This window comes from Thalassotalea litorea (genome assembly GCF_043642205.1).
In the GTDB taxonomy this organism is placed as follows: domain Bacteria; phylum Pseudomonadota; class Gammaproteobacteria; order Enterobacterales; family Alteromonadaceae; genus Thalassotalea_A; species Thalassotalea_A litorea.
Genome location: NZ_JBHZSG010000003.1, coordinates 57,225 through 82,360 on the forward strand (window position 1 = coordinate 57,225; position 25,136 = coordinate 82,360).

Annotated in this window: 19 protein-coding genes; 11 read left to right on the plus strand and 8 right to left on the minus strand. The window is 44.7% G+C overall.

Features of this window, described 5'->3' with window-relative positions; translation table 11 throughout:
* Positions 1–73: 73 nt before the first annotated feature.
* Positions 74–493 (minus strand): YacL family protein, encoded by a 420-nt coding sequence (locus ACHUFQ_RS02315; protein ID WP_394172613.1) that lies wholly within the window; start codon positions 491–493, stop codon positions 74–76.
* Between the two features lie 150 nt (positions 494–643).
* Here ACHUFQ_RS02315 and ACHUFQ_RS02320 point away from each other — a divergent pair, with 150 nt between their 5' ends.
* Entirely contained in the window at positions 644–1,378 is a 735-nt protein-coding gene (locus tag ACHUFQ_RS02320) for a hypothetical protein (RefSeq protein WP_394172614.1), read from the plus strand.
* A 210-nt stretch (positions 1,379–1,588) separates the two neighbouring features.
* Here ACHUFQ_RS02320 and acnB read toward each other — a convergent pair whose 3' ends face one another.
* Positions 1,589–4,186 (minus strand): bifunctional aconitate hydratase 2/2-methylisocitrate dehydratase, encoded by a 2,598-nt coding sequence (gene acnB / locus ACHUFQ_RS02325; protein ID WP_394172615.1) that lies wholly within the window; start codon positions 4,184–4,186, stop codon positions 1,589–1,591.
* A gap of 283 nt (positions 4,187–4,469) precedes the next feature.
* On the opposite strand from acnB, the gene ACHUFQ_RS02330 reads away from it, so the two are divergent.
* From ACHUFQ_RS02330 to ACHUFQ_RS02345, 4 genes are read left to right on the plus strand one after another with little or no spacing between them, the layout of a single operon-like run.
* Entirely contained in the window at positions 4,470–5,162 is a 693-nt protein-coding gene (locus ACHUFQ_RS02330; protein ID WP_394172616.1) for an ion channel, read from the plus strand.
* Entirely contained in the window at positions 5,149–6,273 is a 1,125-nt protein-coding gene (locus ACHUFQ_RS02335; protein WP_394172617.1) for an AI-2E family transporter, read from the plus strand. Before ACHUFQ_RS02330 ends, ACHUFQ_RS02335 begins: the two co-directional genes overlap by 14 nt.
* Before the next feature lie 44 nt (positions 6,274–6,317).
* Entirely contained in the window at positions 6,318–7,472 is a 1,155-nt protein-coding gene (locus ACHUFQ_RS02340) for an HlyD family secretion protein (RefSeq protein WP_394172618.1), read from the plus strand.
* A complete protein-coding gene (locus tag ACHUFQ_RS02345) occupies positions 7,462–8,502 on the plus strand; it encodes a DUF2955 domain-containing protein (RefSeq protein WP_394172619.1) in 1,041 nt (346 codons plus the stop codon). The genes ACHUFQ_RS02340 and ACHUFQ_RS02345 overlap by 11 nt, the downstream gene beginning before the upstream one ends.
* Before the next feature lie 213 nt (positions 8,503–8,715).
* On the opposite strand, the gene lpdA is transcribed toward ACHUFQ_RS02345, so the two are convergent.
* The 6 genes from lpdA to ampD form a co-directional block, all read right to left on the minus strand.
* Complete coding sequence (gene lpdA, locus ACHUFQ_RS02350) at positions 8,716–10,146, minus strand: dihydrolipoyl dehydrogenase (RefSeq protein WP_394172621.1); 1,431 nt, start codon at positions 10,144–10,146, stop codon at positions 8,716–8,718.
* A 391-nt stretch (positions 10,147–10,537) separates the two neighbouring features.
* Positions 10,538–12,226, minus strand: coding sequence for a dihydrolipoyllysine-residue acetyltransferase (gene aceF / locus ACHUFQ_RS02355; RefSeq protein WP_394172622.1), 1,689 nt, complete (start codon positions 12,224–12,226; stop codon positions 10,538–10,540).
* Positions 12,227–12,247: 21 nt separating this feature from the next.
* A complete protein-coding gene (gene aceE, locus ACHUFQ_RS02360; RefSeq protein ID WP_394172624.1) occupies positions 12,248–14,920 on the minus strand; it encodes a pyruvate dehydrogenase (acetyl-transferring), homodimeric type in 2,673 nt (890 codons plus the stop codon).
* A 141-nt stretch (positions 14,921–15,061) separates the two neighbouring features.
* On the minus strand, positions 15,062–15,835 hold the full coding sequence (gene pdhR / locus ACHUFQ_RS02365; RefSeq protein WP_394172626.1) for a pyruvate dehydrogenase complex transcriptional repressor PdhR: 774 nt from the start codon (positions 15,833–15,835) through the stop codon (positions 15,062–15,064).
* A gap of 478 nt (positions 15,836–16,313) precedes the next feature.
* Entirely contained in the window at positions 16,314–17,159 is an 846-nt protein-coding gene (gene ampE, locus ACHUFQ_RS02370) for a regulatory signaling modulator protein AmpE (RefSeq protein ID WP_394172628.1), read from the minus strand.
* A gap of 125 nt (positions 17,160–17,284) precedes the next feature.
* Positions 17,285–17,872 carry a 1,6-anhydro-N-acetylmuramyl-L-alanine amidase AmpD gene (gene ampD, locus ACHUFQ_RS02375; protein WP_394172824.1) on the minus strand — a complete coding sequence of 196 codons (588 nt, stop codon included), beginning with the start codon at positions 17,870–17,872 and terminating at the stop codon, positions 17,285–17,287.
* A gap of 265 nt (positions 17,873–18,137) precedes the next feature.
* Here ampD and ACHUFQ_RS02380 point away from each other — a divergent pair, with 265 nt between their 5' ends.
* The 6 genes from ACHUFQ_RS02380 (at position 18,138) to ACHUFQ_RS02405 (ending at position 24,546) form a co-directional block, all read left to right on the plus strand.
* Positions 18,138–18,680, plus strand: a complete 543-nt coding sequence (locus tag ACHUFQ_RS02380; RefSeq protein ID WP_394172630.1) for a retropepsin-like aspartic protease family protein — start codon at positions 18,138–18,140, stop codon at positions 18,678–18,680.
* A gap of 23 nt (positions 18,681–18,703) precedes the next feature.
* Positions 18,704–19,567: a carboxylating nicotinate-nucleotide diphosphorylase gene (gene nadC / locus ACHUFQ_RS02385; protein WP_394172631.1), complete on the plus strand. Its 864-nt coding sequence runs from the start codon at positions 18,704–18,706 to the stop codon at positions 19,565–19,567.
* Between the two features lie 444 nt (positions 19,568–20,011).
* Complete coding sequence (locus ACHUFQ_RS02390; RefSeq protein ID WP_455342382.1) at positions 20,012–20,428, plus strand: pilin; 417 nt, start codon at positions 20,012–20,014, stop codon at positions 20,426–20,428.
* A gap of 99 nt (positions 20,429–20,527) precedes the next feature.
* Positions 20,528–22,228 carry a type IV-A pilus assembly ATPase PilB gene (gene pilB / locus ACHUFQ_RS02395; protein WP_394172635.1) on the plus strand — a complete coding sequence of 567 codons (1,701 nt, stop codon included), beginning with the start codon at positions 20,528–20,530 and terminating at the stop codon, positions 22,226–22,228.
* Positions 22,229–22,277: 49 nt separating this feature from the next.
* Positions 22,278–23,525, plus strand: coding sequence for a type II secretion system F family protein (locus tag ACHUFQ_RS02400; RefSeq protein WP_394172637.1), 1,248 nt, complete (start codon positions 22,278–22,280; stop codon positions 23,523–23,525).
* A gap of 79 nt (positions 23,526–23,604) precedes the next feature.
* A complete protein-coding gene (locus ACHUFQ_RS02405; RefSeq protein ID WP_394172639.1) occupies positions 23,605–24,546 on the plus strand; it encodes a prepilin peptidase in 942 nt (313 codons plus the stop codon).
* The last annotated feature ends 590 nt before the right edge of the window (positions 24,547–25,136 follow it).

Here is a 25,136-nt window from a genome sequence, read left to right on the forward strand (position 1 = left end):
AGACATTCAATGTCTTATAAGGCAAAGTTGGTTTGTTCTATTATACGTATTTTATTGTGTAATGGATCCGAAATCAGATTAAATACTCATGCCATAACGTCAGCATATTGACGAAGTCAGAGCTGCCACACTCGGCGATAGTAAAGGTAAGATCATCGTCAAACTCAGGTTTGGATTCCGCGTCCGATTGCAAGTATGGCTCGTTTTCATCACCATCACTCACTTCAACCTTGTCTGAGGTTACTTGTAAATGGCTATTGGCCATCACAGAAACGTCCTGAAAATCAGCCTCTAAGGTAAATTCCTTCCCAATGTGTTGCAACTGACCATATCGGTTATTCATCATTTGTTGCAATTGCTGGATCAGTGCTGACAATTTACTGACATTAGTGCCTATTTCCTGTTCTAACCAAAAACCGATTACCTCATGCCCATAGGTAAATTTGGCCTTTGGGCTACCATCGATAAAATCCCGGTAAAATTCGTACTCCATAAATCATCTAACTTAATTACCATCACCTCCTATAGTTTAACTGAGAACTTTTTACAGGAGTAATAGTCTTATGCAGAAATACTTTTATATCTCTGAGTTTTTTCAAGGATGAACCGTTCAGCAAACACAATCAGGACGTATTTACTGCCGTTGACGACTGCTGTGTGTTTGCATGGCTTGATTTTGTTTTTTCTCCTCCCCAAACCTGCCAGCATTATCGATAATTCACCGATAACAACGCCCGCCGTAAACATTGAAAGCTATTTATATACGCCAACAACACCACCTGCGAATAACAATTCAGAATCGGAGCCGGTGCCTTTAGAAGCGCCAATGCCTTCGCAAGCGCAAGCGCAAGCACCATTAGACGCGAAAAGACCCAGAGCCCCGGATAATCAACAACCCGCACAGGAAGTTGAAATCGCAACTCCAAAAGGCATTATTGAGACAGTCCCGCTTAACGAAAAACACCAGGCGAGTACTAATAAGCCAGCCAACAAACCCACAAATAAACCCGCAAAAAAAGCTATTACATTCAATTCATACAAGGGCCTGGATAGCATTAATCAACAACAAGACCGCGATATAAGTCATCACTCAACGAGTCAACGTTCCAGCGCCAAAGGCTATTCAGTTTTTCAACCATTGCCGGCGCCGGTACCCAAAAGCATCGTCCGTAAAAGTGCAGAGCAAGTACGCGCCCAGAATACCTCGATTGTAGGCCATGAGACGATTGAAAAGCGTGATGGGTATTGTTATCAGGAAACCGATCTAAGTTTTATTAATGATGAATTTGGTAAAGTCGCATCGATAAGTGCCTGCGGTGAAAGTAGCGATGACAGGTATTTTCGAGAGTTTATGCAACAAGTCCGGGAACGGCGGTAAGAGCGTAAGAGTCAAAGGAGTTTGAAGGTGTCTAAAGCTGTCTGAGGGTGTCAAAGTAAAAGCCGCTGTTGCTTTTCTAAAACCTGAGGCCTGAAACCTGCAACCTGGCCTTTAGGCAAAGCCAATTAAACAAAAACGAGCCAATCCGTGAGGAAAGGCTCGTTTTCACATTGAATAATTAGCGGTTAACTAATTAAGCCGTATTGTGCTTTATGCGACGTTTTGCGCAATGATCACTTCTTTGGCTTTGCTGGTGTAACTATCCATTTTGTGGAAGTTCAGGTAGCGATAAGTATCGGCTGCAGTTGCATCGATCAGTTTCGCGTATTCCATGTACTCGTCCACGGTCGGCAGACGACCAACAATTGCACCGACGGCTGCAAGTTCGGCAGACGTTAAGTAAACATTGGCGCCGTTACCCAGACGGTTCGGGAAGTTACGGGTAGATGTAGAAAGTACAGTAGATTTTTCCGCTACACGCGCCTGGTTACCCATACATAGTGAACAACCCGGTGTTTCAATGCGAACACCAGCCTTGCCGTATGTTGAGTAGTAACCTTCTTCCGTTAACTGGTCACGGTCCATCTTCGTTGGTGGAGCAACCCACATACGAGTATTTAGTACGCCACCATAGTTCTCTAATAGCTTACCCGCTGCGCGGAAGTGACCAATGTTAGTCATACAAGAACCGATAAATACTTCGTCAACTTTATCGCCAGCAACGTCAGACAATAACTTAGCGTCATCAGGGTCGTTTGGACAACAAACGATAGGCTCTTTGATTTCGCTTAAATCGATTTCAATCACGTGAGCATATTCGGCATCGCTGTCAGCTTCCATCAGTGATGGATTATCCAACCATTCCTGCATGCCGTTGATACGACGTTCGATGGTACGCACATCTCCGTAGCCTTCACTGATCATCCATTTAAGCATCACAATGTTTGACTCAAGGTATTCAGCAACGGCTTCTTCTTCAAGTTTGATGGTACAACCGGCAGCAGAACGTTCAGCAGATGCATCGGATAATTCAAATGCCTGTTCAACGGTCAATCCTTTCAGACCTTCAATTTCAAGAACGCGACCAGAAAATTCATTGATCTTACCGGCTTTCTCCACGGTCAATAAACCGTTCTTGATACCGTAATAAGGAATCGCATGAACCAAATCACGTAATGTGATGCCCGGTTGCATATCGCCTTTAAAGCGAACCAATACTGACTCTGGCATATCTAATGGCATAACACCGGTTGCTGCAGCAAATGCCACAAGACCAGAACCTGCCGGGAACGAGATACCAAGTGGGAAACGAGTATGTGAATCACCACCCGTACCAACCGTGTCAGGTAATAACATACGGTTCAACCAGGAATGGATAACACCATCGCCCGGGCGAAGTGAAACACCACCACGATTCATAATGAAATCCGGTAACGTATGATGCGTCTGCACATCAACTGGCTTAGGGTAAGCAGAAGTGTGACAGAATGACTGCATGGTCAAATCTGCGGAGAAGCCAAGGCAAGCCAAGTCTTTCAATTCATCACGCGTCATTGGACCTGTGGTATCCTGAGAACCAACCGTAGTCATTTTCGGCTCACAATACTGACCGGCGCGAACACCAGCAACACCACAAGCTTTACCAACCATTTTTTGTGCTAAGGTGAAACCTTTCGTAGATTCAGCAACCTCTACCGGTTTGGCAAATAAATCGGTTTCTGCAAGACCCAATACTTCACGAGCGCGGCCAGTTAAGCCACGACCGATAATCAAAGGAATACGACCACCAGCACGAACTTCATCAAGCAATACCGGGCTTAGTTCAAACGTCGAGATAACGTCGTCAGTACCAGAGCGTTTAACAACACCTTCATATGGGAAGATATCAATAACATCGCCCATGTTCATTGCCTGCACATCTAGTTCAATAGGTAATGCGCCTGAATCTTCCATAGTGTTGTAGAAAATTGGTGCGATTTTACCACCTAAACAAACACCACCACCGCGCTTATTCGGTACGTGAGGAATATCTTCGCCCATAAACCAAAGAACCGAGTTAGTGGCAGATTTACGAGAAGAACCCGTACCAACAACATCACCAACATAGGCTAGCTGAATGCCATCTTGTTGTAATTCTTCAATTTGCTTAAGCGGGCCAACAGTGCCGTCATCATCCGGGTTGATACCATCACGACCGATTTTAAGCATGGCTTTGGCATGTAATGGAATATCAGGACGTGACCAGGCATCTGGTGCTGGTGACAGATCATCGGTGTTAGTCTCACCGGTAACTTTGAAAACTTTTACGGTAATTTTTTCAGCAACGGCTGGCTTATTCAAAAACCATTCGGCATTTGCCCAGGATTCCATTACTTTTTTCGCTTGCTCATTACCCGCATCGGCTTTCTCTTTTACATCGTAGAAAGCGTCAAACATCAGTAATGTTTTAGACAAACCTGCCGCGGCGATTTCAGCATTTTCGGCATCATCTAATAAATCAATCATCGGCTGGATGTTATAACCACCTAACATGGTACCAAGCAATTCAGTGGCTTTGCCGGCGTCCAGAATTGGAGAGCTTGCTTCGCCTTTTGCGATAGCGGCAAGAAACGCGGCTTTTACATAGGCTGCGTCATCAACGCCCGGTGGTACTCGATTTGTGATCAGATCAAGAAGAAACGCTTCTTCACCTGCTGGTGGATTTTTGATTAGTTCAACAAGTTGGGAAACTTGTTCAGCATCAAGGGGTTTGGGAACGATGCCTTCAGCGGCGCGCTCTTCAACGTGTTTACGATAATCTTGAAGCACAGTACTTTCCTCTTTTCTGTGAATGCTGGAATGCCCCTGCTTGCTTCAGGGGTTTTTAAGCTGGCCGCATTATACGTGAATCGGCCAAAAAACTGAACCCAATTTCCAATAATGCAATTTATATCCACTATAAATACTGAAAATAGTACTTGATAATTTCAACGCTTTATTTTTAGCAACTAAGTATTGTAAAAACAACCAGTAAACGCCTTTTAAATTGGGAATTTAGCGAGTTTTCTACTAATTTTAAATAAGGCATTTTAGCTACCTTCAGGCTTCTGATTTGAATAGAAAAATCTCTCGACAGGATAATTTTATCTTTTTAATCGTTGCCCTAGTGATGTTACTGGCGGGGATGGCACTTGCGCAGCAATTTTTTGCTGGAGAGATGCAACGATTGATGCAGTCTGCCACCGTGGTGACGCTACTCGTTGCGGTCTGGGGCGCCCATGACAAAAACTACATTTTTCGTCGCGGTCTGGTTTTTCCCGTTGTCATTATCCTGACCTCACTAGCAAGCTATTACCTTGAAAGTATTGATAAACTTTTCTTACAACTTTTCATTATGCTTTTGTTTTTCCTGGTAACGGCAAAAAAAACCGCGGCTCAGGTTCTGTTTTCGGGTTCCGTAACCTGGAATAACATTCTCGGGTCGATTTGTCTTTACCTGCTGATGGCAATGATTTGGGGGCTGTTATATACGCTAATGCAATTGTTTGCTGGCAGTGCATTTAACGGCATAGAAGCAGGTCTACAATGGTATGAGTTATTACCGGATCTTATGTATTTTTCCTTTGTAACTATTACAACATTAGGTTTTGGTGATATTTCACCATCCATCCCGGTCACCCAATTTCTGGTCTATATGGAAGCAATCGTTGGCCAGTTTTATCTGGCGATTCTTGTTGCCAGTCTGGTTGGTGCCCGTATGACCGGGCCACATTCACATAGAGAACAAAACAATGACAGATCCTAAAAACGCTCAGCCTGAAAATCAGCCTGAGCTGACCGAACAAGATTTGCGTTTCACCCGCAGGATGATAGATACGTCTATCAAGCTGGCTGCAATATTTATCGTTCTAATCTGGTGCAGTGCAATACTTCGTCCATTCATTTTGCTGATATTGTGGGGCGGCATTATAGCCATCGCCTTGTACCCGTTTTTTGCGAAAGTGAGCAATGTCCTTGGCGGAAAACCCAAGTTAGCGGCGCTGATCATCGCGCTACTCGGGCTTGCTCTTTTGGTGGTACCAACCATTAATATTTCCGCATCGACGATCGATAGCGCACAATCCGTGTCAGAAAGTATAAAAGAAGGAACCTTTAAAGTACCTCAACCTACAGATGCGGTGAAATCCTGGCCACTGGTAGGCGAGAAGGTATACCAGATATGGGGACACGCCTCGACCAATTTTGAAGAATTTGTGGTTGAACATTCAGAAGCATTTAAGACGCTTACTGAAGCGCTATTTAGCACCATTACGGGTATTGGTGCTACCGTGCTGCAATTCATTGTATCACTGCTAATCGCGGCCGTAATGTTAGTGAACCATGAAAAATGTCTATATGGCTCACGCCTGGTTTTCAATCGTATCATGGCCGAAAACGGTGAAGCCGCCATTCAGGATTCTGTCGCCACTATTCGCAGCGTTGCACAGGGCATACTTGGTATTGCCGTTATTCAGGCGTTACTGGCCGGTATAGGCATGTTTATTGCTGGTATTCCGGGCGCTGGGATTTGGGCACTGCTGGTGCTAATTCTGGCCATCGTGCAATTACCTCCACTACTGGTACTTGGTCCGATCGCTGCCTATTACTTTTCTATTACGTCCACAACACCCGCCACCATTTTCCTTATTTGGGCACTATTGGTCAGTTTTAGTGATGCCGTATTAAAACCTATGTTATTAGGTCGGGGGATAGATATTCCGATGCTGGTGATATTACTTGGCGCGATAGGTGGCATGCTATTGTCGGGCATAATCGGCTTGTTTGTTGGCGCCGTCGTCCTGTCAATCGGCTACAAATTAACCATGTATTGGCTACAGCATTCGACCGTGCAGATTGAAAAGCCCTACGTCGATTGAAAAGATACGGTTTAACAAAAAATAATAACCCTTAAAGGTATGTCATGGCGAGCGATGAAACCACTCTGAAAAGCGAGAATGAACCGCAAGGTGAGTCTGTCCAAGCTTCCGAGAATGAGGCGAGCGAGAAGCCGGCGACAAAGCCAGATCTGGCAAATCGACTTACTCGCATAATTTTAATTATCGCCGCGGTATATTTTGTCTGGTATGTGTCCAGCGATAGATTAACCCCCATCACCGATCAGGCCCGGGTTAGAGGTTTTGTTATTCCTATTGTGCCGGAAGTGTCCGGTCAGATTTCGCGCATCCATGTCGGCGGCGACAAACACGTAAAAAAAGGCGAAGTCTTGTTCGAAATTGATCCCAGCGATTATGAGCTTGCGGTTGAAAAAGCTCAGGCCGCGTTAGAGCAAGCGGGTCAGGACGTTGGCGCCAGCACCGCCAACGTTGCCTCAGCCAAAGCCATTTTAGAGAAGGCCAAAGCCAATCTTAATACCATCATGGAAAATGCGGACCGGATTTTTGCGCTTGAGGAGCAAGGGATTATTTCTACGGCTCAGGCGGACGAAACCCGGGGAACGGTAACTCAGGCGGAGCTTGAAATTGCTAATGCTCAGGCTTCCTATGAACAGGCAAAGCAACAACTCGGCGCCCAGGGACAGGATAATCCGGCGATTCAAACCGCAATAACCCAGTTATCCGACGCACGACTTGACCTGTCGCGAACCAAAGTGGTTGCCCCTAATGATGGAGTCGTCTCCTATGCCAAAGTGAACGTGGGGTACTACGCTGCAGCTGGTGCCAAGATCATGACCTTTATTTCTACTGATGTGGCCTGGATTGAGGCTTCCTATCGGGAAAATAACCTGGGCAATATCAAAGAAGGTGATGAGGTCGATATTGCGCTGGACTCTGCGCCGGGGAAAATTTTCAAAGGACAAATAAAATCCGTCGGTTATGGAGTCAGTTTTGACAAATCTCAGCCCGGAGAATTGTCCACACCAGAAAAACCCAAAGGCTGGATGCGAGACCCGCAACGGTTTATTGTGGTGATTTCGTTTAAAGATGAGGGCGTAAGAGGATATCTTCGAGAAGGCGGTCAAGCGGACGTAATCACCTACACGGGTGACAATGTTATCTTAAACAGCATTGGCAAGCTGTACATGCGACTGACCACTTTTATGTCTTATGTTTACTAAATTTCTGTGGTCTTACCCGGTCAACACCATTCGCACCATACGACTGGTGGTAGGTTTAGGCACAGCAATCGCTATCGCCTTTGGCTTTAACTGGCCACTGGCCTTTCTCTGTCCGGTATTAGCTTCAAAATTTCTCGCCTCCGATAAGCCCAAAGTCCCCTTTAAAACCCTTGGAAATATATTCCTTATCGTCGTTGTCGCCTTTTCTGCGGGGATCATCGTCACCCGTTTTTTACTGCCATTTCCTGTGGTGTTTATGCTGGTAACACTGCTGCTTATCTTTTGGCTATCCTATTGGAGCCATAGTGGTGGTAATGAGTTTGTGATCACCATGTTGTTGATAGGGTTCACCATTATTCCGTTGTTGGCGCTATTGCATCAAGCTATCGTTATTGAAGTAACCTATGGGTTTATCTTCTCATGTCTGATGGCACTGATGATCACGATGATGGCTCATGAGATCATTCCCGATAAGCCCGGTACTCGTTATGTGAATGCCCAGAAGGCCGCTGAGGCTGAACGAAGTCTGCCCAAGCAAACCCGCCTGCAACTCGCCTATTTATCCACCATTATCATTATGCCGGTGCTAACCATGTTCCTAATTCTGGACTTGAGCAACGCCATTTTGGTGTTAGTATTCGTCGCGATTCTCGCGCAAAAACCAAATTTACTGGTTGGTATTCAAGGTGCTAAGGCCTTGCTACTCGGCAACACGATTGGCGGCATTTTTGCCATGCTTATTTACGCAACGTTAGTTATGGTGCCCCAATACAGTTTTTTGATCCTGTTATTTTTGCTGTTGTTTTTATATTTTGGCAAGCTCATTTTTTCGCCACGCCCCTTAGCGCCAATTTACGCTATGGCCATGACGACCGTGATAATCCTGGTATCTTCGGCGACTCTGGGCAATGCCGATGCTGACGAAAAATTTTATACCCGGCTAATCCAGATTGCTATGGCATGCGGATACATCATTTTCGCTACGATGCTGACAAGGCCGTATTTAAATAGGATACAGTCGACGGAGTAAGCTGTCCGTCGAGAAACCTCGGGGATCAGGTGCGAAAGGTGCCTAAGGGTGTCAAAGGTGTCGAATGGTGTCGAATGGTGACTAAGCAAAAGCCCCGGTTACTTTTTTTAAACCTGCGATCTCGCCTTTAGGCGACTGCTGAAGGAACTTTGCATATTAACGAAACAAAAAAGCCAGGTTATCAACCTGGCTTTTGACTAAAAACATGTGTTTTTACTTCTTTTTCTTTACCGCTTTCGCATTCGGTAAATCGGTGATTGAGCCTTCAAATATCTCAGCCGCCATACCAATGGACTCGTTAAGCGTCGGGTGAGCATGAATGGTCAAACCAACGTCTTCGGCGTCAGCCCCCATTTCAACTGCCAGACCAATTTCGCCTAACATCTCACCGGCATTAATACCGATGATGGCACCACCAAGAACACGACCACTATCTTTTTCAAAGATAAGCTTAGTTTTACCTTCTGTACGAGCAGATGCAATCGCTCGGCCAGATGCAGCCCATGGGAAGTTTGCAACTTCAATGTTCAAACCCTGCTCTTTCGCTTCGCGCTCGGTAACACCTACCCATGCAATTTCTGGATCTGTGTAAGCAATCGAAGGAATGCAGCGCGGATCGAATACATGCTTCTTACCGGCAATTACTTCTGATGCAACGTGACCTTCATGCACGGCTTTATGAGCCAGCATAGGTTGACCGACAACATCACCGATAGCAAAAATATGATTTACATTGGTACGCAGTTCATTAGTGACATTGATAAAGCCACGCTCGTCAACATTAACACCAGCTTTATCGGCATCGATCATGTGACCATTTGGCTTACGACCAACAGCAACCAGGATCTTATCGTAACGAACCTGACCTTCCGGTGCGTTCTTACCTTCAAACGTCACGTACAAGCCGTCATCTTTGGCATCAACTCCGACAACTTTGGTAGACAGCATCAGGTTAAAACGATTTTTCACATATTTAGTGTAAATCTTCATGATGTCTGCATCGGCGGCAGGAACTAATTGGTCAGCAAATTCAACTACAGACACGTTAGCACCTAAGCTGCTGTATACCGTACCCATTTCCAAGCCGATAATACCACCACCAAGAACCAACATTTCACCTGGAACATCTTCCAGCTCAAGAGCACCGGTCGAATCAAGAACGCGAGGATCGTCTGTAGGAATAAATGGCAAATTAACAACCGAAGAACCGGCGGCAATAATGGCGTTATCAAAATTAACCGTTGTTGTACCGTTATCGCCTTCAACAGCAATGCTGTTTGGACCCGTAAATTTACCATAACCATTAACTATGGTTACTTTACGTTGTTTCGCCATACCCGCTAAACCACCGGTAAGCTGACCGACAACTTTTTCTTTCCAACCACGAATTTTATCGATATCGATTTGTGGTTCACCGAAGGTTACCCCATGGCTTGCCATTTCTTTTGCATCATCGATTACTTTGGCAACATGAAGTAACGCTTTAGAAGGGATACAACCAACATTCAGACAAACACCACCCAGGGACGAATAGCGCTCAATTAATACTACATCCAAACCTAAGTCAGCCGCGCGGAATGCTGCAGAATAACCACCAGGTCCAGAACCTAAAACAACGACTTGAGTTTTGATATCGTTACTCATGTTAACCTCAAACTTTTTAAAATTGACTTAAAAGGTCAGCGACCTCTCAAGACTAGATTTTGTTCAATTACTTTTTACAAACCAGACATTGTGCATGCTCAACATATTCGCAAAAACAAACCAAAATTTGGTGTAATAAAATTAAACTTTTTAGTGTTTAAAACGTGCTTCGTTCAATAAAAGTAATCTTTGATCAAAACTTTACAACATCGAACCAAACACAATAATTTGGGCGCCAAGTGTACCTTGTGTGACAATTTTTGGCCAACATTAGTGGCAAATATTGGTAATAAGTACGATCTATAACGCTTGTTTAAAGGCTCCAGCCAAACCGTTTTAACTGGAGCGATAGCGTCAACCTCCTCTAAAACCGTCCTGTATTCAGGATCAGTTAAAGAATTAGTTGACGTATATCAGACATCACCGAAGATAAATGCACAGTAAAGCGTGCTGCAACGGCACCGTCAATCACACGGTGATCATAAGACAGTGATAGTGGCAGCATCAATTTAGGTTCAAAATCTTTACCATTCCATTTCGGTTTAATTTCCGATTTGGATACTCCCAAAATCGCAACGTCAGGGGCATTAACGATTGGCGTGAATGCCGTGCCACCGATACCGCCTAAGCTGGAAATAGTAAAACACGACCCCTGCATGTCTTTCGCGGTCAATTTACCGTCACGGGCTTTCTTAGAGATCTCCAGAAGTTCTTTGGATAACTCATGAATGCCTTTTTGATCGACATCACGCACAACCGGAACAACCAGGCCATTCGGGGTATCAACCGCAACACCGATATGAACGTATTTTTTCATGATCAGGCTCTCACCGGATTCACTCAGGCTTGAATTAAATACCGGATACGCTTTTAAGGCACTCGCCGCAGCTTTCATGATAAAGACTAAAGGCGTGATTTTAAAACCAAGCTTTTGTTTTTCAGCGATGACATTCTGTTCTTTGCGGAATGCTTCGACATTGGTGATGTCGGCTTCATCAAACTGGGTCACATGTGGGATCGTTACCCAGTTACGGTGCAGGTTAGGTCCGGAAATTTTCTGAATACGCGTTAACGCGACTTCTTCAACCTCGCCGAACTTACTGAAATCCACTTTTGGTTGAGCAATAACCTGCAAACCACCAGCGCCTGCAGCAACACCGCTGCTAGCCGTCGCTTTAGGACGTGACAGTTCATATTTTACAAACGATTGTACGTCTTCTTTTAAGATACGGCCTTTATTGCCGGTTCCTTTAACTAACGTCAGGTCAACACCGAATTCTCGGGCCAAACGACGAATTGAAGGAGACGCGTAGATATTACCTTTGCTCTGCAACTGACCAGCACTTGGATGGTGCGGTACCGGCGCCGCTTTTTGTGGTTTTTCCGCTGGCGCGGCAACTACAGTTTGCTCTTTTGCTGCCGGCGCAGATGCTGGTGCAGGCGCGGCTGGTGCAACCGATTCTGCTGCCCCACCCGATGTTTGCAGGGTGATGATTAATGAGCCTTCACTCACTTTATCGCCTGTCGCGACTTTGACTTCAACAACTTTACCCGCGGCTGGCGCTGGAACATCCATCGTTGCTTTGTCAGTTTCTAAGGTAATTAAGCCATCTTCGGCTTCTATTTCATCACCCGGGCTGACCAGCACTTCGATCACATCCACTTCACCATCTTCACCAATATCAGGCACGTGGACATCAATAACCGCAGCCGCTGCACTTGCAGCAGGTGCTGCAGGCGCTTGTGCAGGTTCATTTACCGCCGGAGCTGCAGGAGCCGCTTGTTCGGCAGGTGCCTCAGGTGCAGTTTCAGCCGTTGCCGGTTGAACATCACTTGCACCGGCGCCAGATTCCATCAGTACGATTAAATCGCCTTCTGAAATTTTCGCACCAACTTCTACCTTGATTTCCTTGATCACACCAGCCATTGGCGCTGGAATGTCCATCGACGCTTTGTCTGTTTCAACACTTACCAGTGCATCTTCCGCTTCAACGCTGTCGCCAACGGCAACACAAAGCTCGATAACTTCAACTTCATCGCCGCCTACATCAGGGACTAGAATTTCTTTAATATCAGACATCTATATTTCCTTACTAGTCAATTACGCGTATAGCGGGTTTATTTTGTCGGCGTTAATGCCAAAATCGCTGATCGCTTTTGTCACCACACTCATGTCAATCTCGCCGCGTAGCGCTAGTTCATAAAGCGATGCAACCACAATGTAGTTTTGATCGACTTCGAAGTGACGACGAAGATTTGCACGACTGTCTGAGCGACCAAAGCCGTCGGTACCAAGTACACGATAATCGGTATCGATAAATGCGCGTAACTGATCAGAATAGGCTTTAACATAATCGGTTGCTGAAATCGCCGGGCCCGCATCTTTAGTAATAACGGTGCCGATATAAGGCACTTTCGGCGTCGCTTCCGGGTGTAACATGTTATAACGAGCTGCTTCCTGACCTTCACGTGCTAACTCATTGTATGAGGTTACCGAGTAAACATCAGAAGAGATCCCGAAATCTTCGGCAAGAATGCGCGCCGCTTCACGAACCTGAATCAAGATAGTACCAGAACCCATAAGCTGTACATTGGCTTTGGCTTGCTTGGTCGGCTTAACCGTGTCCAGTTTATAGATACCCTTGATGATGCCTTCTTCAGCACCGTCAGGAATCGCTGGGTGTTCGTAGTTTTCATTCATAAGGGTCAGGTAGAAGAAGATGTTTTCATTTTCTTCATACATACGACGTAAACCTTCACGCACAATCACCGCAACTTCATAACCATAGGTTGGATCGTAAGTTACACAGTTCGGGATCAGGTTCGCCTGAACATGGGAATGACCATCCTGATGCTGCAAACCTTCACCGTTCAATGTGGTACGACCGGCAGTCGCACCTAATAAGAAACCGCGTGCCTGACTGTCACCTGCCGCCCATGCCAAATCACCAACACGTTGGAACCCGAACATCGAGTAATAGATATAAAATGGAATGGTTGTAGTGTTACAGGTTGAATACGACGTACCCGATGCAACCCATGACGCCATTGCACCTAGCTCATTAATCCCTTCCTGTAATACCTGGCCTTTTTTATCTTCACGATAATAAGCCACCTGATCGGCGTCCTGAGGCACATACTTTTGCCCTTCATGAGCATAAATACCCACTTGACGGAACAGACCTTCCATACCAAAGGTGCGGGCTTCATCAGGAATGATAGGAACAATGCGTTTACCAATCTTCTTATCTTTAAGTAAGCTATTCAGCACTCGAACAAACGTCATAGTCGATGAAACTTCACGGCCGTTTGAGCCTTTTAAAATGGCATCGAAGATATTCAGTTTTGGAATTTCCAGAGTTTCTTCTGCTTGTTCCAGACGTGCAGGCAACGAACCACCTAAAGCAGTGCGACGCTCTTGCATGTATTTGTACTCAGCTGAGTCTTCTGGGAATTTGTAATACGGTAAGTCGGCGATATTTTCATCGCTCACTGGAATATTGAAACGATCACGATATTGCTTGACGGACTCAATGTCCATTTTCTTAACGTTGTGAGCAATGTTTAATGCTTCACCAGAAGCACCAAGACCAAAACCTTTAACCGTTTTCGCAAGGATAACCGTTGGACGACCTTTGGTTTCCATCGCTTTTTTGTATGCCGAATAAACCTTAACCGGGTCATGACCACCGCGGTTTAAACGATAAATATCTTCATCGGACATATTGGCAACCAATGCTGCGGTTTCCGGATATTTATTGAAGAAATTCTCACGGGTATATTTGCCACCTTTGGCTTTACAGTTCTGATATTCACCATCAACGGTTTCATTCATCAACTGTAATAATTTACCCGATGTATCGCGAGCTAATAAGGCATCCCAATAAGAACCCCAAATCACTTTAACCACTTCCCAGCCAGCGCCGCGGAATGTGCCTTCCAGTTCTTGGATGATTTTGCCGTTACCACGTACCGGACCATCAAGACGTTGCAGGTTACAGTTAATCACAAACGTCAAATTATCCAGACCTTCGCGCGAGGCTAAACCAATCGCACCTAATGATTCTGGCTCATCGGTCTCACCGTCTCCTAAGAAACAGTATACGCGTTGACCAGAACAGTCTTTAATGCCACGGTCGGTTAGATATTTTAAGAATCGAGCGGTATAGATAGCCTGCAATGGCCCTAGACCCATGGATACCGTCGGGAACTGCCAAAAGTCCGGCATCAGGTGCGGATGCGGATAAGAAGACAGACCATTACCATCGACTTCCTGACGGAAGTTATTCATTTGCTCTTCAGTTAAGCGACCTTCAACAAAGGCACGAGAATAGATACCCGGAGAGATATGACCCTGAGCAAAAATAAAATCGCCACCGTCTTTTTCGGTAGCCGCTTTAAAGAAATGGTTAAAACCCACATCGTATAACATCGCTGATGATGCGAAAGAACCGATATGACCACCTAGTTCGAGGTCTTTTTTCGAGGCTCTCAATACCAATACCAGAGCATTCCAGCGAATAGCCGCACGAATACGGGCTTCAATGGTCAAGTCGCCAGGCATATTAGGTTCCTGGCCAGCAGGGATGGTATTGACGTATGCCGTCGTGGCATCAAAAGGTAAGTGGGTACCGCTGCGACGGGCTCGGTCAATCAGGGTTTCCAATAGTTGGTGCGCTCGCTCAGGGCCTTCCTGTTCCAGCACCGCTTCCATGGACTCAAGCCATTCTTGTGTTTCTTGCGGATCGATATCGTGGTTGAGGATCTCAGACATAACGATGTTCTAACTCCAAATTATAAAAAAAACCGGCAAAATTTTGGTATTAAAGATAGTTGAAATATTGCAACTTTCTTTAGTTTTGCCATCAAAAATAAAGTCTTCAAGCGTTTAAGCAAACTCAGGTTTTATCAGCCTTTATAACGTTTGCAAGCGTCTCAAAGAGCGCTTAACCCGGCTATTTTCATCACCAAGCTTTAATAATACTTCTTCGATATATGCCAGGTTTTTATGACTGGCTCCCCAGGCTTTGTTCGGTTCACCACTTAAAATCGCTTCTAATAACCGCTTGCGATAATGGGCAATCTTACCTGGCACTTCCGGGCGCTTTGCCAGGACCTGTAAATTTTTTTCTATGTTATCAATTAATAACGTCGACATTGAGCGAGACAAATGCAACAGCACGGCGTTATGAGATGCATTACAAATGGCCAGATAGAAATCAAACACGGCAATCGCTTCGCCATGGAAGTTTTCGCTGATAGCAGTGTTTTCAATCTGCGCTTCCGTCATCGCATCATATTTTTGCTGAATTTGTTCAAAGTCCGCTTTAGTGCCACGCATCGCAGCATAATAAGCAGCCATGCCTTGTATACCGTGACGAAACTCCAATAAGTCATATTGGGATTCACCTTTTTTCGCCAACAAATCAAACATGGGATCGCCCATGCCACTGAGCAATTTATCGTTGACAAAGGTTCCGCCGCCCTGGCGACGATACACCAATTCTTTGGTCTCAAGCTTTTGAATGGCTTCACGCAAAGACGGTCTTGATACCGCAAATTGTTCCGCTAACTCTCGTTCTGGCGGTAACTTTTGTCCGGCTTTCAAACTGCCTTCTAAGATCATGCCTTCAAGATGTTCAACGATGACATCGGAAATTTTGGCTTGCTGTATCTTCTTGTAGGCCATTGAATTCACCCTATATTGCTGACTAAGGCGGTAAACATCGCCACGCCAACCCGTAAAATCATTGGTTAAATGGTCTTACCAATTAAGATATTTCTTGGATAAAACATAACAGAAGATCTTCAGCATGTAAAATTTTGTGCAAAGAAAAGCAAATTAGTTCAAGGAAAATGATGACAAAAAAACATCGAAAAAGGTAATGGTCAGACCAATATGGAAAAACTGAATCGGCTCTATCTCTCGAGGTTTGAGAAGTCAAACTTAAAGATTCAGGAGATATTTAAAGGGCAAGCTAGAAAGGTGAATAAAAAGGTGGCTAATGGTGACAAAGCAAAAGGCACTGTTGCTTTTCCTGCAACCTGAGGCCCGAAACCTAAGATCTCGCCTTTAGGTTTCCGGGCTTAGATTTTGAAAGTGTATTCAGGTATTGGGACCTTAGTGGCTCCGAGTTAAGCGCGCATGGCTCCGAAGAGCCATTGTCTTAGTGAGCGACGCCGGCAATTGTCATAAATGCCGTAGCCGCTAACAAGAGCAGAACATTGCGTTTAGCAAGACGAACCAACAGGCACGGTTCGGCGGTACAGTCTTCGCCGTCAATCTGATAATCTTCGGCGATTTCGGCAACGCCACAAAGGTACTGGCGTGGCGATTGTTTAAAGTTCAACATGCCTTCAAGCCATAAGGTTGAGGCTTTAGAGAAATGTCCAACCAGCATATAGCCAAAAGCCACCGCCCGAGTTGGGATAATGTCCAAATAGAAAAGGATCTTGCGAGCGTTTTCGGCTGCCGTTTCCGGTAAAAAGCTTTCGCCTTCCACCTCACCACTATGATTTGCTACGGCAACCAGGAGACGATAGAACACCACGCCGACAATCCCAAAGAAGATAAATATCAACATTAATGCTAAATAGTATTGATAATTCATCCAAACCAGAGTTTGGCCAAAGCTCTCACCTTCAAATTGCTGACCCTGTTGCAACTCATCCTGGTGCAAAATAACCGCTTCCTGATCGCCACGCATGGCAGCATTCAAATAGTTTTTATAGCTGTCACGGATCCGCTGACTGCCAATACAGACAACAAGCACCAAAGTCACCAGAATGAAATTGATCAGGCTGTTATCAAACAACCAAAGGATGATGGAAAGAACGGAGGCTGGTAGTAATGCGAATACCGTCAGATTCAGGACGTTCTTACTTATTTCGCCCTTAGAAACAAAGCCACGCACAAATCCCACATACTGACCGAAGTAAAAATTAAACTGCCAGTATTTGGAAAGTAATATCCGCTCTGCTGCCAAAGCAATAAGCAAGCTAATTAAAGTCATTGAAAACCCTACTTATATATTGATGTTATTATCAACTTGGTTAACAAAAATTCTACAAGTAGAATAGCAGGATTACCAGAAACAATTCCTTAAACGCTAAGAAAACCTGAATAAACCCTTAAACGCTATGCCAATAACGATAAATAATGGGTCCAGTCGAAGCTTTCTCCGGGATCGGTTTTGCGCCCAGGGGCAATATCACAATGGCCGGTAATATGATGGTTAACAATCTCGGGATAATGGTTTTGCAGCAACTTAGTGATTAACGCCAGTGTTTGGTATTGACTGTCGGTATAAGCCACATCATCACAGCCCTCCAATTCAATACCGATGGAAAAGTCATTACACTTGCTGCGGCCTTTAAATTCTGAAACCCCGGCGTGCCAGGCTCTTTTATCAAAAGGCACGTACTGGACAACTTCACCGTTTCGTTTGATTAAGCAATGGGCGGAAACCTTTAACTGGTATATTTCCTGAAAATAGTCATGTTCCTGAGGGTTTAATGTGCCGGTAAAAAGTTGATCAATATAGTTGCCACCAAACTGCCCCGGCGGTAACGAAATATTGTGGACAACCAGTAAACTAATGTCAGAAGTTTCTCTGTCATCATAAAATGGCGATGGACAACGACGGACAGAAAATAAGCCGGGTAAGATCGGGCTAGCTGCAGATTCTGTTAACCAACCATTGTCAATTGTGTAATTTGTTGTCATTTGCAGATATAGTGAGACATACGACTCTGGATAACTGCACCATACTGCGCCGCGAATCAATGTGCAAGCTTGTGCAGCAATCTGCAGCACAGTGCAACCATCCAGGTATCAGATAATAAGATGGGAACAAAAGAAGCAACATGTTGCTGGTTATTTTCCATCGTTATAACCGTTATATCATTACTGGCAGATGACGACATTCGTTCTGCCGATAGGATGAATACAGGCATCTAATAGACAGGTATCAAATAGACAGGAAGCGAATATGCGAGACCCGAAACCGCAAGAGCAGGATGATAGTCAAAAAATAGGTAAAGTCATGATCTGGGTGGCCTGGATCATCGGCTTATTACTGCTTGTCTGGTTTTTCCAATCGAAATTAGATGCGCAGTGGAATCCTAATCAGCAGCCACAATCACAAATGAGTGCCAGTGGCACTGAACAGGTCGTACTGGAACGTAATCGCTATGGTCATTATGTTACCGCTGGCACCATTAATCAGCAAAACGCCCTGTTTATGCTCGACACCGGTGCCACCAGCGTATCAATTCCTATGGAAATTGCCGATAAATATGGCTTAGAAAGACAAGGGAGCCATCTGGTGCAAACCGCAAACGGCTCGGTACGTGTGTATGCAACCACGATAGATGAGTTGAGTATCGGTAATATAAACCTATATAATGTGCGCGCCAATATTAACCCGGGTATGAATGGTCAGGAAATCCTGCTTGGCATGAGTGCGCTCAAGCAACTAGATTTTAGTCAGAAAGGTAAATTTCTGCACCTGAACGTTCCCCAGAATCCTTAACACACGAGACACACGAGAATTTTATGCAGGACCACTTGATTAGCGATATCCAACATAGCGTAACCTCGGCGTTAGCAGAAGATCTCGGTGGCAGCGCGGATGCTAATCAGGATATTACCGCAAGCCTTATCCCTGAAGATCATAATGCCGTTGCCACCATAATTTGCCGAGAAGACTGTGTGATTGCCGGTGTTGCCTGGGTCAATGAAGTATTTAAACAACTTGATGCCAATGCAGCGCATTCAGACACAAAAATTACCTGGTTTGTTAATGACGGACAGTCAGTAAAAGCCAATAATACCCTGTGTGAAATCTCCGGCAATGCCCGACTGTTGCTTACTGGCGAGCGCACCGCGTTAAACTTTTTGCAATCACTAAGTGGAACCGCCACTATCACCTCCAGATATGTCAAAGAGCTGCAAGGCAGTAATACCCGCTTATTGGATACTCGCAAAACCATTCCAGGTTTGCGCAGTGCACAAAAGTATGCGGTGACCTGTGGCGGCGGCTATAACCATAGAATTGGCTTATTCGATGCGTTTTTAATTAAAGAAAATCACGTCAATGCCTGTGGCGGCATTGCTCAGGCCATCAGCACCGCAAAACAAAACTTTCCAGGTAAAACTGTGGAAGTGGAAGTGGAAAACCTTGAGGAGCTATCTCAGGGCATCGAAGCTGGCGCCGATATCATCATGTTAGATAATTTTACCACGGCAATGATTGAACAGGCGGTTGCCATAAACCAGGGTAGAGCCAAATTAGAAGTTTCCGGTAACATGACACTGACAACCTTAAAAGCGTACGCCAAAGCCGGTGTCGATTTTATCTCGGTGGGTGCGTTAACCAAACACGTCAATGCTGTCGACTTGTCAATGCGGTTTGTTTAAACGGCGAAACGCCGGCTAGGTTTCAGGTTTCTGATTCCTAGCTTTTGTTTATGGATTCAGGTTTCAGGCCTCATGTTGCAGGAAAAGCAAAAATATCTTTTGCTTTGACACCCTTAATCACCTTTCGACACTCTTAGGCTCCGATTTCTTTTTCCTCCGGATCCCCTTTGTCCAACGCTGTCATCTGACACGACTCCCTTCATTTATCTTACACTTTTGTACAAATTTAATTTTCCTTTGTGTACAGGCACGTAACTTAACCCACTAATATTGCAGCTTTTTTATATCATTTAGCAATGACGCAACTTTACAAGCGTTGGTTTTTTCAGCAAACGGTTGAAATTCCCCTTAAAAAGCTAATTTTTTGTTAAAAAGTGTTTTACAGCCATTTAAAATTCAAGCATATTAGAAGAGGCCCCCTAAACATAAAAATAACGTTAATGGATGTTTAACATGAAAACTATGAAAAATAACAAGGGTTTTACCCTAATCGAATTAATGATCGTAGTTGCGATCATCGGTATTCTTGCAGCTGTAGCACTTCCTGCTTACCAGGATTACACAGCTAAATCAAAAGCGGCTAACGCACTAGCATCACTTGCTGGACAAAAAGTAAAAGTTGCCGAGGTTTATTCTGTAAGTGGTGAGTTAAATGGAGCTGTTTGTACTAACAACGGCGTAGCAATTACAGGTTGTACTGGCAATGGTGTATTGACAGCGGTAGATACGGTTGACGGTGCAATTCAAGTAGTTTTGACGCCTTCAGAGGGTTCAAGTACTGATGCTGGTTTAGATTGGGAATGTCGAGTATCTGCTACCGGCGGCGCAACTGCTGTACCAATTACAGGTTGTAGCCTTTAAGCTATAAATAATTAATAGAAAAAAGCCCCAAAAGGGGCTTTTTTTATGCCTAAAATTCGGTAAACTGAAAACTCGATTAAATAGAATAAGAAGCGTGTAATGAAAGGACTCCATCGCCAGTCGAGTATCTTGTCTGCGTTCGTTCGCAGTGAAGTGATCTCGCAAGAGCAAGCTAAACAGGTCTTTACAAATTGCCAGAAAGAAAAACAAGGTGTTATTCAATATTTAATCAGCGAATTAAAACTTGCCCCCACCGCTGTTGCCAAAACCCTTGCAAAAGGTTTCGGCTACCCATTGATAAGTCTTGATGATATTGACTATTCGGCACTGCCTGAAGATTTGAAGAATGAAAAACTCATCGATAAACACAAGGCCATACCTTTGTATTTGCGTGGTGGCATTCTTTTTATTGCCGTCGCCGATCCGACCAACCACGATGCGTTGGAAGAGTTTCAGTTTAATAGTGGCTACAGCACCGAGATGGTTATCTGTGATCAATCGTCGATCGAAAAACATATCGAGAAGATTCTGGAAAATGATCACGATGCGTTAGAAATTGATGCATTAGACAACGAAGAATTAGCGGGCTTAGAAGTAGCTGACGAAAAGCCAGAAGATGATGAGCCAGGCAACGGTGAAAGTGATGCACCGATAGTTGTCTACATCAATAAAATATTACTTGATGCGATAAAAAAAGGCGCATCAGATTTACATTTTGAACCGTTTGAAAAAAAATTTAGAATTCGATTTCGTGTCGATGGCATATTAACCGAAGTTGCAACTCCGCCTGTAGGCCTGGCGAGCCGAATGACCGCTCGTCTAAAAGTTATGTCGCGTCTTGATATTGCTGAGCGTCGCGTGCCGCAAGATGGCCGAATCAAACTCGCCATTACAAAAAACAAGTCGATCGATTTTCGTGTCTCGACCCTGCCCACCATGTGGGGCGAGAAAGTGGTAATGCGTATTTTGGATTCATCCAGCGCTAAGCTCGGCATTGATATTTTAGGTTATGAAGACGAACAAAAAGCTCTTTACCTTGATGCGCTTTCTAAGCCTCAGGGTATGATCCTGGTGACAGGGCCTACCGGTTCTGGTAAGACAGTATCCTTGTATACCGGTTTAAATATTCTTAATACCGAAGAGCGTAATATTTCAACTGCCGAAGATCCGGTAGAGATTAACCTGGAAGGGGTGAATCAGGTTCAAATTAATAATAAAGCCGGCCTTGATTTTGCCAGTGCATTGAAATCTTTCCTGCGTCAGGATCCGGATATTGTCATGGTTGGTGAGATCCGGGATTTAGAAACCGCTGAAATTGCCATTAAAGCGGCGCAAACCGGTCACTTGGTATTATCGACACTGCATACTAACTCAGCCGCGGAAACATTAACGCGTCTGTTGAATATGGGTGTACCTTCTTATAACGTTGCCAGCTCGGTTAGCTTGATTATTGCGCAACGTTTAGCAAGGCGCCTCTGCAATCATTGTAAAGAAGAAGACTTGGTCACCGAGGAAGCTTTATTGCAAATCGGTTTTCAACCTGATGAAGTGAAAGATTTGACCATATATCGGCCTGTTGGTTGTGATAACTGTACAAATGGTTATAAAGGCCGGGTCGGTATTTATGAAGTGATGAAAATATCCGAAAAGACCGCCGAAATTATTATGCAGGGCGGAAATTCATTGGATATCGCCAATCAGGCTCAAAGCGAAGGCTTTAACAACCTTCGTCAATCGGCTCTGCAAAAAGCACGGGCTGGAGTAACCAGCCTGGCAGAAGTCAGCCGGGTAACAGCATAAAACGTATTTTATTTGCCCCCGCACAATTACAGAATAACAGGTAAACACCATGGCAGTGACTGCAGCAAAAAAAGCACCGAAAGTGAAAGAGCTGGATACCTTCGTTTGGGAAGGGGTAAATCGTAAAGGAAAAAAATTAAAAGGCGAAATGTCGGCAAGCAATGCCGCAGAATTAAAAGCTCAACTTCGCAAACAGGGGGTGACTCCTTTAAAACATAAGAAAAAAGCAAAACCTTTATTTGGACTAGGTGGTGGGGCAAAACCTATTACCCCAAAGGACATAGCAATTGTCACACGACAAATAGCAACCATGCTAGGCGCGGGTGTGCCTTTGGTACAATCGATAGAGATGATCGGTAAAGGTAGTGTTAATGCCAATGTGCAAAAGCTCTTATCCGATATCGGCAATAAAGTGCAAGCCGGATTGCCATTATCGGAGTGTTTACGAGACCATCCTAAATACTTTGATGATCTTTATTGCGATTTGGTGGAATCGGGTGAGCAATCTGGAGCCTTGGAAACCATTTTTGATCGAATCGCGATTTACAAAGAAAAATCCGAAGCATTGAAATCAAAAATAAAGAAAGCAATGTTTTACCCAATCGCGGTTATCGTAATTGCGGCCATTGTAACCTCTATCCTGTTGATTAAAGTGGTACCGACTTTTGTTGAAGTTTTTTCAAGTTTCAACGCCGAGTTGCCAGCATTTACAATGTTTGTTGTTGGAATATCCGATTTTATGGTTGCTTCTTGGTATTGGATTCTCGCTGGAATTATTGCCGTTGGCTTTGTATTCAAACGAGCTCACGATAATAGCCAGGACTTTCGCGACAAAGTAGACGCATTGTTGCTCAAGGCCCCTATTATTGGAATGATTCTCGATAAAGCTGCGGTGGCTCGGTTCTCAAGAACCCTATCAACAACATTTGCCGCCGGTGTTCCCTTGGTCGATGCATTAGAATCAGCCGCAGGGGCATCAGGCAATGCGGTGTATCGAGATGCGATTATAGAAATCCGTGATGAAGTAGTCTCTGGTATGCAGATGAACCTGGCGATGCGAAACGTGAACATTTTCCCAGATATGGTCGTACAAATGGTGACCATTGGTGAGGAATCTGGTGCTCTTGATGATATGTTAGCAAAGGTCGCCAATGTTTTCGAACAAGAGGTCGATGATGCCGTTGATGGATTAACGTCTTTATTAGAACCGGTTATTATGGCAGTACTCGGTGTTGTCATAGGTGGGTTGATTATTGCAATGTATTTACCAATCTTCGCGATGGGCTCAATCGTTTAGCCAAAGTGTAGTTGCAGGAATCTAATACGGATTCCTGCCTCCCTCCCCAAAAAATAATAAGTAAAAAGGAACTATTTTGTTGTCCGATGTAATTTCCCTATTCGAAACCTTATTCGAAAGTTCTCCCTATGTTTTTTATGGTGCGGTTTTACTGCTTGGCCTTATTATCGGCAGTTTTTTAAATGTGGTAATTTATCGCCTACCTAAAATGCTCGAACAAGAATGGTTTTGTGAATGTCGCGAACTGCTCGAAGAAGAGTTAAATGATAAAGGCAGCAAGGCACTCAGGGCATCAAGGGCAGAACCAGGCTCGAGTAGCCAAGAGAATAAAGGTCAGACTCTTTCGTTATCAAAACCTGCTTCCACCTGTCCATATTGTGGCCATAAGATTAAAATTTGGGAAAATATCCCGGTTATCAGCTGGCTGTTTTTAAAAGGGAAATGTTCGTCTTGTAAAAAACCGATTTCAATACGCTATCCGACCATTGAACTCATAACCGGTGTCTTGTCCGCCGTCATTGCCGCGCATTACGGGGTCACTTGGACAACACTGGCCATGCTGGTATTAACCTGGTGCTTAATTGCATTAACCATGATTGACTTCGATAATATGATTTTACCGGATCAAATTACCCTGCCATTGGTATGGCTAGGGTTATTGCTTAACTTAAATGGCATGTTTGTCGATTTACAGACCGCCGTTATTGGTGCCGTCGCGGGTTATATGAGCTTATATACGGTTTTCTGGTTGTTTAAGCTCGTTACCGGTAAGGAAGGCATGGGCTTTGGCGATTTTAAATTATTCGCGGTGTTTGGTGCCTGGTTTGGATGGCAGTTATTACCGCTATTGATATTAATGGCCTCGTTGGTTGGTGCGATTATCGGCATCAGCTTAATGGTATTTCGCAATCATGAAGGCTCAAAACCCATCCCCTTTGGCCCCTATCTCGCTATCGCGGGCTGGATAACTGCGTTATGGGGTGAAGGAATCTGGTCCTGGTATATGGGGATGTTGGTGTAGTAAGTCGCCAGGTACGGTGCGTCTGGTACAGTGGGTCTTATAAGGAGCGTAATATTACGCTCCTTCGGGTGCACAATCGAAGACTGCATCTGGCGATGATTAGGGCGTTAAACGCCCTATGCCCGCCTAAGACACCTTTAGTTACCTTTGACACCCTTGACGCCCTAGTCACCTATAACACCCTTAGACACCTCTAGACATGGACACTCGCTTTTTTTGAATTAAAGAAGATCCCCACTTTCGTGAGGATGACGGCAAGTGTTCTTGGGTGACGGTAAGTGAGCTTGGATGACGGCAAGTGAACTTGGATGACGGCAAGTGATCTTGAATGGCGGTACGTAAGCTTGATGACGGTAAGTGAGACTGGATAACAGTAAGTGAGCCTGAATAACAGTGAATGAGTTTGGGTGATCAGTTGTCAGGTTGGATAGGGTGAATCCGCTTTGGGTACGGTAAGTCCGTTTTAATATCGCCCTCCTTGACGCCCTGATATCTTTAGAGCTCGACGCTTTGACTCCTTGATACCTTGACTCCTTGATACCTTGACACCTATTACGCTTTTCCGTTATAACCCAAACAACGCAGCATTC